The sequence below is a fragment of the Paenibacillus jilunlii genome (genome assembly GCF_900102965.1).
In the GTDB taxonomy this organism is placed as follows: domain Bacteria; phylum Bacillota; class Bacilli; order Paenibacillales; family Paenibacillaceae; genus Paenibacillus_AQ; species Paenibacillus_AQ jilunlii.
In genome coordinates, this window is sequence record NZ_FNGM01000009.1 from 1 (window position 1) to 6787 (window position 6787).

A 6787-nucleotide genomic window follows, 5' to 3' on the forward strand; every position below is an offset into this window, starting at 1 on the left:
TTTTACCTCTCATTTCGCCAAACTAACCGTTTCCCACCAAATTAGAGGTACTTTTACCTCACATTTTTCCGAACTAACCGTTTCCCATCAAATCAGAGGTATATTTACCTCTCATTTTGCCAACTAGCCCAGTTACCACCAGATCAGAGGTATTTTTACCTCTCATTTCGCCAAACTAACCGTTTCCCACCAAATTAGAGGTACTTTTACTTCTCATTTCATCCAATAGCCGTTTACGGGATGGCCGGATTCTGCCTCAACAAGGGTACTATTGCCGTTACTTAAACGCCGCCAGCCGGTTTCGGCGGAAACAAGGACGGTGTTCTGCCGTTGTTGCAATGCCATTGTTGCAGTGCCGTGTTTCAGTGCGTTGCTGGAGTGCCACTGAAGGCGCCCACGCAGCAGCGCACCAAAAAACACGCGCCTCACGGCAGCGTGTTTTTCAGCTTTTCTCCAGCTTCATACAGGGATTGGAATGTTCCGGCGTCGCTCCACCATTCCTTAAGCACATCATAGCTAAGCCTACGGTCTGAGGCGTAGATGTTGTTTACGTCGGTAATCTCAAGCTCGCCCCTCTTAGAAGGAGATACGCGCCGGATAATATCGAATACAGCCTCATCGTACATATAAATGCCGGTTACGCAATATTTTGTCTTGGGATGCTCAGGCTTCTCCTCGATGTAGGCAATCAGGCCGGTATCCTGACTGTCGAATACGGGAACACCATATCTCCGCGCATCTTCCACCGGTTTCAGCAAAACCTTGGCTGTCCCCGGAGGCTGCTGCAGATACTTCTTTACATAAGGCGCCAAATCATCCATAAAAAGATTGTCACCAAGCAGTACGACAAACCGCTCACCCGGGAGAATGAATCCTTTCGCCAGCTCCAGCGCTTCCGCAATGCCTCCGGCGGCCTCCTGAATTTTGTAAGTCAGTGAAACGCCAAACTCTGCCCCGCTGCCTAAAAAATCCGTATACTGCCCCGCGGACTGCTTGCTGATGACCAGGAGAATATCGGTTATACCCCCCCGGCGCAACCGGTCTATACCGTAACACACCATAGGATATTTGCCGACCGGAAGCAAATGTTTGTTCATAAGCCGGGTCAGCGGATATAGTCTTGATCCTGTTCCGCCCGCCAGTATGACTCCTTTCACTTACTTTCCTCCTCTTTATCTGTGTCTTAAGCCTTTGGGTCAATGTTTCAGATGAACTCTGCCGGATCTGCATGCCATTTATCCATAAAAATCCTGCGATTGCGTTCCACCAGCTCCTGCAGCCGTGAGGAGTAAACCTCTTTGAAGCTGGCACTCCCTTCATGATGCACCAGGCAATTCCCGGCAATAAGCAGACGGTAGCCCCGCAGCCGGGCGCGGTAGCAGTAGTCATCGTCTTCATAGTGTCCCGGCGAATACCGCTCATCCAGGAAGCCGATGGTGTCCAGCAGCTCTCTTTTGAATAAAAAGCACAAGCCGACCAGCCGCTGGGTTCCGGACCATCCGGACGGCCCTCGAAGACTCAGCCTCTTCGCCTCGGCGTGAAATCCTGAAAGATCCGTATACGGCACGCTTATCTGCTGACGCCCGCTGGCATAGTTCGTTACAGGTCCTACAATGCCGACGTCCGGCGCACTGTACAAGGCGCTTTTCAGATGGGCAAGCCAGCCTTGCGATACAATAACGTCATTATTCAGCAGCAGCAGTTCATCGCCCGAGGCCAGTTGCATACCCAGATTGCATGCCGCAGGGAACCCCCGGTTCTCGGGAAGAGAAATAAAAGCCAGCTTGTTCTCACGGCAATAAGCGTCTGTTCCATCGGTTGAAGCGTTGTCGATTACAATAATTTCATAGGGTAATTCAGTATGTGCCCTGACCGCTTCCACACAGGAGCGGAGTAAGCCAAGCCTGTTATAGGTTGGAATAATAATACTGGTCATTGTCATAGGCCGTTCCTCCAGGCTGCCAATTGCCGCCGCTGCTCCTGCAGGTGTTCAGCAGAGATCATCCCGCTGGCATTACGGTGCATAAGCACCCTGAACAGCGCTTCCGCATGATCCCCGGCAATCAGCTGCTCCATTGCGTTGCCGGCTCCGGTGTTTCCCTGGCGGAGCCGGTTATGCTTAATGACGTCCACCTTCCCCGCTTTCTCCACTCTTAAATGTTCTATGATCGAGAGCGCCTGCGCTTTGGGCGGAACCGTCAGCTCACGGTAGCCGATCCGCTCCAGGGCCCGCCGCGACAGGGCATGAGGGACAGCAGTCATCGAGCTGACCCCCAGGTCGCTTCTGCCCAGAACACTATTCAGATATAGTTTGCAGCGTGTAACATCATCGCTTAAGGCGAACGAAGGCAGCAGCGCATCCAGGTCATTCAGCGCGACATCTACACCACCGTCCACAGCCGATGCAAATACAGCCAGCTGTGAAGCCGGAATGACCATGTCTCCATCCAGGAACAGCAGGATGTCGCCTCGGCTGAGCTTGGCTCCAAGTGCCCGCCCTACATCATGCCCGGCGGATTCCGGACAATGCACCACTGTGGCCCGCTTGAACATCCGGGTAAGTCCATAGCTGTTATCGGTGCAGCCGTTCAGCACAACGATGATCTCGGCCGGATTCAGGCGCTGTACCTGCCTCAGCAGCCCCGGCAGTGTGCGCTCCTCATTGCGCGCCGAGATAATTACCGACAGCGAGCCGCGAAGTTCCGGCAGCACAAGCTCTGCCTCGCGGGAAGCGGAGGCAGAAGCTCTCTCCTCCGGGCGCATGGCTCTGCGAACCGCTTGCCGGGCGGGAGGGCTGCCGGCGGCGCTCCGCCGGACCGCGGTTCTGGCGGCGGCACCAGCTTGGGCCGCCCTGCGCTTGCCGGCGGTGCCGCCCGTCCCCGTCCGGCGGGCAGGCGCAGCTCCCGCCGCCTTGACCATGGCCGCGGCAGATCTGCCATGGCCCGGTGCGGGCACTCCCCCACGGGAGGCAAGTGAAGCCCGGCGCGCTTTGGCTTCAGGGCGGCGGATGGAGGATGCATAAGCCTTAGGCCGGGAGCCGGCCGCAGAATCGAGCATAGCTGCTGTCATCTCACCATCTCCCTTCGCCGGTTGCCATCATTGAAGCCCGCTCTTTCGCCTCTTCGCTGAAACACCATGCCTGCCGCGTCCAGATGATCCGTGAGAATCACCTCACGCAAGGGATCCGCTCCCGCCTGCTTGGGACGGACGGCATTCAGCCTGCCTACAGGCACCTTGTGCACTGCCTTCACAAGCAGACCCTCAAGCACAGCCTGCGCATGCGCAAGCGGCGGTCTGGACAGCAGGCCGCTTCCGAGCGCGGCAAGCGCTTTGCGGCTGAGCGCATGGGGCACTGCCGTCAGCGAACAGCCTTTTAGATCAGAGCGGCCAAGCATAATGTTGAGTGCATGCTTGGAGAGCACAACCGGATGCGGGAATTTACTTCGGACCGGACCGGAATAATCATTTAGAGCCACATCTGTACCATGACTGACTGCAGCCACAAAGGGACGCAGCTGTGAAGCGGGAATCACAAGATCCCCGTCGGTGAAGAGCAGCACTTCTCCCTTTGCGGCCTCTGCTCCGATACTGCGGCCCACATCATGTCCGAGCGGCTGCTCGAAGAGGATGACACGTGCCCCTTGTGACAACGCAATGTCAGCTGTATTATCGGCAGAGCCGTTAACCACAACAATAACCTCACAGCGGGGATGAACTCCCCTTGCTCCGGCAATCACCTTGGCAATCGTTCCCGCTTCATTCATGGCCGGAATAATTACCGACACGTAAGGCTCGGGGTGATTGGCCGCAGGACGCGGCGCAGCAGCTCGCACCGGCCGGGAGATCCCCCGCGTTGGTTGCAAAGCCCGCCGCCCCGTGCGGCGGGCAGATGTACGTCTATGCTTCAAGCTCATCCACCTTCCTTGCAGGGCATGGTCTCCGGGCTGAGGGTTACATCACAGTCTATGTAATCCGCTGTCCCAGGTAACGGCAAATGTCTCCCTCCGCGTAGAAATTTGGACAAAAGCCCGCCAGCCATATCCCCAAAACAAAATCTCCCCAACGGGTGAATACCAACTCGGAGCTTACGACCGCAGGGACTCCCCTCTGTTCCAAAATCAACGGGGCACGCCGGAGGCCCGGATTGTTGCACCAAAGCAGAATTAGCGTCATTCGGCTTGCTTAGAGCTCACATTGTTGTACAATAGACAAAATTAGCGTATTTGAGCTTGTTTAGTACTCACATTTGCTGTACACCGAGCACAACTCTTACCCAGAAGCTAAAAGGTTAGGACATGCATGATTGACCGGACGGTTTTGTGTGAGTTCCTCGTCGGACTCGATGAGCCCCTTCACGCTCGATCCGTGGCTGATGCGGACAGGAAATCCGTTATTGAGGAGGATTCGCCCATTCAGCAGGACAAACGGACTGAGATTCTGCTATATGTCCTATTTTCCTTCATTCTAGGCTCCATCGAACAATATAACGGCTTAACGGCTCCTGAGTCCGAATCCGCCGGGAAAGTAGACTTTTTCACAAAATAAGATCCTCTCAGTCCGCTTCATTCTGCAGATGGATTCAATCCTCCTGCACCGGCTATATCATCTGAAGCTTTCAAGATATCCGCATGTTTTGGCATTGCATAATTTTCTTTAACAAAAAAATGAGCGCAGCTGTCGGCTGCGCCCTGTTCAAAAACTTTATAATATTCTCTTCCTGACCCCGCTCTTAATCAAACGCCCGATGATCCTTGGCCGGCTTCACTAATGGGGAGCCAAGGGCAATCCATGATAACACTCCATAGAAATGCGAAGTCTCGCGCAGCCTCACCACCTCAATGACTGCTTCTCCACCCGTCCTGTTTTTCAGCGAGGCATGGAAGAACGGCTGATTGGTCATGGCGACGAGCACATAGCCGGTATGGCCGAAGCTTTCATCAAAAGCCACGGTAACCTCTACACTCTCCGCATCTCCGTTGAACATGAATGCTGTCATACCGAACTGCTGCAGAACCTGCCGGTTGCCTGAACTCTGTACCGGACTGAACGACAGGTGCTCCGCATTTACCGATCCGGGCGTCAGGTGTTCACCCATTATTGCACCAGGGGCAATATGATAGCTCTGTACGCTGTCTTCTTCCAAATGACGGGATTGAATGGCGAATGAAGTGATTTTGGAGGCGTCCACCGCTTCATCCTGAAGCTCTATGTTCCCAACTGCGCTTTCAGCCAGCTGCCTGGTTCCGACACTGCCGAATGCAAGCTTCTCCCCGGTAATGCTGCCGTCCGGGAGCAGGTCTGCACTGCGGGTTTCCTCCGCCAGATGCTCAAGCTTAACGATACCGGGGCTTAAATGGCGCTCCTCCAGCGCTTCATCCGCAAGATGACCGCCCTGGATGCTCTGCGGCTGCAGGTGCTCCGAGCCCACAGAGCTTACCGCCAGCTTCTCGCCGCCAACGCTGCCATCCGGAAGCAGCACTGCACTGCGGGTTTCCTCCGCCAGATGCACAAGCTTAACGATACCGGGGCTCAAATGACGCTCATCCAGCGCTTGATCCGCGAGATGACCGCCCTGGATGCTCTGCGGCTGCAGGTGCTGCGAGCCCACCGCGCCTGCGGCCAGCTTGGCATCGCTGATGCTGCCATCCGGCAGCAGCTCGGGGGTCAGTGCACTCGCGGCCAGATGTGCAAATTGGATGCTGCCAGAGCGGATGTGGCGGCCGTCTACCGCTCCCGGAGCCAAATGGCCTCCGTATACACTGCCCGGCGCCAGTTGATAGGACCCTACTGCCTCTGCTGCCAGCTTGCTGCCGCCAATGCTGCCGTCCGGCAGCAGTTCCGGACTCAGCGTGTCCTCAGACAGATGCCCCAGATGAATACTGCCGGGGCGGATATGACTGCTGTCCACTGCTCCTGGAGCCAGGTGGCCTCCATATATACTGCCTGGAGCCAAATGCTGCGGACCCACTGCCCCTTCAGCTAGCTTACTGCCGCCAATACTGCCATCCGTTAGCAGCTCTGCGCTGCGGACTTCCTCCGCCAGATGCTTAAGCCGGATCATGCCCGCACCCAAATGCCTTTCCTCCAGCGTTCCGTCTGCGAGATGACCGCCCTGGATGCTCTGCGGCTGCAGATGCTGCGGACCCACCGATCCTGCCGCCAGCTTGCTGCCTTCGATGCTGCCGTCCGGCAGCAGCTCGGTAGTCAGCGTGTCCTCGGACAGATGCTCCAGATGAATACTGCCGGGGCGGATATGGCTGCTGCCCACTGCTCCTGGAACCAGGTGGCCTCCATATATACTGCCGGGAGCCAAATGCTGCGGACCCACTGCCCCTTCAGCCAGCTTGCTGCCTTCGATGCTGCCGTCCGGCAGCAGCTCAGAAGTCAGCGTGTCCTCAGACAGATGCTCCAGATGAATGCTGCCGGGGCGGATATGACTGCTGTCCACTGCTCCTGGAGCCAGGTGGCTGCTATCTACACTTCCGGAGGACAGATGCTCCGGACCCACCGATCCTGCCGCCAGCTTGCTGCCTTCAATGCTGCCCTCCGGCAGCAGCTCGGAAGTCAGCGTGTCCTCGGACAGATGCTCCAGATGAATACTGCCGGGGCGGATATGACTGCTGTCCACTGCTCCTGGAGCCAGGTGGCTGCTATCTACACTTCCGGAGGCCAGATGCTCCGGACCCACCGATCCTGCCGCCAGCTTGCTGCCACCAATGCTGCCGTCCGGCAGCAGCTCGGTAGTCAGCGTGTCCTCGGACAGATGCTCCAGATGAATGCTGCCGGG

5 protein-coding genes are annotated in these 6787 nt (G+C 56.6%); all 5 read right to left on the reverse strand.

All coding sequences use genetic code 11. The annotated features are described in order from the left end of the window. Positions 1-425: 425 nt before the first annotated feature. Positions 426-1157 carry a sugar phosphate nucleotidyltransferase gene (locus tag BLQ82_RS16015; protein ID WP_062523800.1) on the reverse strand — a complete coding sequence of 244 codons (732 nt, stop codon included), beginning with the start codon at positions 1155-1157 and terminating at the stop codon, positions 426-428. A 47-nt stretch (positions 1158-1204) separates the two neighbouring features. After that, entirely contained in the window at positions 1205-1942 is a 738-nt protein-coding gene (locus BLQ82_RS16020) for a glycosyltransferase family 2 protein (RefSeq protein ID WP_062523799.1), read from the reverse strand. After that, positions 1939-3069 carry a glycosyltransferase family 2 protein gene (locus tag BLQ82_RS16025; protein ID WP_244280834.1) on the reverse strand — a complete coding sequence of 377 codons (1131 nt, stop codon included), beginning with the start codon at positions 3067-3069 and terminating at the stop codon, positions 1939-1941. Before BLQ82_RS16025 ends, BLQ82_RS16020 begins: the two co-directional genes overlap by 4 nt. Next, positions 3066-3914, reverse strand: a complete 849-nt coding sequence (locus tag BLQ82_RS16030; protein WP_062523797.1) for a glycosyltransferase family 2 protein — start codon at positions 3912-3914, stop codon at positions 3066-3068. The genes BLQ82_RS16025 and BLQ82_RS16030 overlap by 4 nt, the downstream gene beginning before the upstream one ends. An 815-nt stretch (positions 3915-4729) precedes the next feature. Beyond that, a partial coding sequence (locus BLQ82_RS16040) for a WIAG-tail domain (protein ID WP_143013458.1) occupies positions 4730-6787 on the reverse strand: 2058 nt, incomplete at its 5' end.